The sequence below is a fragment of the Shewanella sp. S1-58-MNA-CIBAN-0166 genome, from assembly GCF_040310085.1.
Classification (GTDB): Bacteria; Pseudomonadota; Gammaproteobacteria; order Enterobacterales; family Shewanellaceae; genus Shewanella.
The window spans coordinates 1-1,525 of sequence record NZ_JBEOPN010000070.1 but is presented as its reverse complement, the minus strand read 5'-3'; the positions used below and the strand labels follow the sequence as shown (position 1 = coordinate 1,525).

Below are 1,525 nucleotides of genomic sequence, written 5' to 3'. Positions count from 1 at the left end.
AATTCACTTGCTGTAACTTACCGCTCCCTGTTTATTTGTAAATTAATTGAGGCGACAACTATCCTGACACAGGGGGTTACAGCAAAGAGGGACAATAAAGTAATACCTAGATCCGTTTCGGTATTACTTTGTTATGGCTTAATGAAACTGTATACCGATATGAGGTAAACTTGCCTTAAGATAACACGGTGAATTGAAGAGATTTATCCCCAATAGGGGATAATGGTATAGATACATTCGTGGATCCTAATTATGGTTTCAATCCTCAAATTAACGGTACTCTTCTAATAAGCCTGCAAGATCTTTCTTAAAGTCATTACCCAATTTAGGGTCACGTAAACCGTATTCAACAAAAGCTTTCATGTAACCTAGCTTGTCGCCACAGTCGTGTGATTTACCGGTCATATTAAAGGCTTCAACGGTATCAGACTCAATTAGCATATCAATGGCATCGGTTAACTGAATTTCATCGCCTGCACCAGGAAGTGTTTTTGCTAGTAAGTCCCATATCTTTTCAGACAATACGTAGCGGCCAACTACGGCTAAGTTAGACGGGGCTTGTCCAACTTCTGGCTTTTCAACCATTTTAAAGATTTTAGTCGAATCACCCGGATTTATGATTTCGCCTCGGCAATCAGCAATTCCGTACTTATTGACTTGATCATCCGGAACTGGCGCAACCATAATTTGACTGGCATGAGATTCACGATAGCGAATTAACATCGAGGCTAAGTTTTCGGTACGTTGATCAGCAGAATAGGAATCTAAAATTACGTCAGGCAACACTACCGCAAATGGATTATCACCAATACACGGCTTAGCACATAAAATCGCATGTCCTAAGCCCTTAGCTTCACCTTGACGCACATGCATAATGGTGACGTTTTTAGGACAAATGGCTTGTACTTCATGCAATAACTGACGTTTTACACGTTTCTCTAAAGTAGATTCAAGCTCGTAAGATTTATCAAAATGGTTTTCAATAGCATTTTTACTGGCATGCGTTACCAATACAATCTCTTTAATCCCCGCACTTACACATTCGTCGACAATGTACTGAATCAGCGGTTTATCAACTAAAGGCAGCATTTCTTTTGGGATGGCTTTAGTTGCAGGCAACATACGAGTGCCTAAACCGGCAACAGGAATAACAACTTTCATAGATATCCTTATTTAGCGTGAGCTAATAGCAAAAAATTAAAAGGTAAAAGAAACACCTAACTCAAAAGCAAAAGAAAACACCTAGATCCCTGATAAAGACATTCGAGGATGACGGCGAAAACGCAAAAGCACAAAGACAACACCTGGATCCCTGATAACAGATCTCAGGGAAGACGAGCGGATTGGGCATTCAGCAGCCACTACTTCGTCCAGTAACAACCAATATCGCGTCGTTCCGATATTGCTTCCTACTACGTCGTTCCGTCAATGCTTTTGAGCCGGAATCCAGGTGTTGAGTTTAAATATTCAAGACAAAAATCAAAAGAAACACCTGGATCCCCGATAAAGACATTCGAGGATGACG

Annotated in this window: 1 protein-coding gene; it reads right to left on the bottom strand. The window is 40.7% G+C overall.

What is annotated here, in order from left to right:
* Positions 1-270: 270 nt before the first annotated feature.
* Positions 271-1,161 (bottom strand): UTP--glucose-1-phosphate uridylyltransferase GalU, encoded by an 891-nt coding sequence (gene galU / locus AAEY99_RS21105; protein WP_351011929.1) that lies wholly within the window; start codon positions 1,159-1,161, stop codon positions 271-273.
* Positions 1,162-1,525 lie beyond the last annotated feature (364 nt).

Bases quoted from the DNA above. Each gene is read 5' to 3' on its own strand.
- galU (WP_351011929.1), bottom strand. From the start codon at position 1,161: ATGAAAGTTGTTATTCCTGTTGCCGGTTTAGGCACTCGTATGTTGCCT.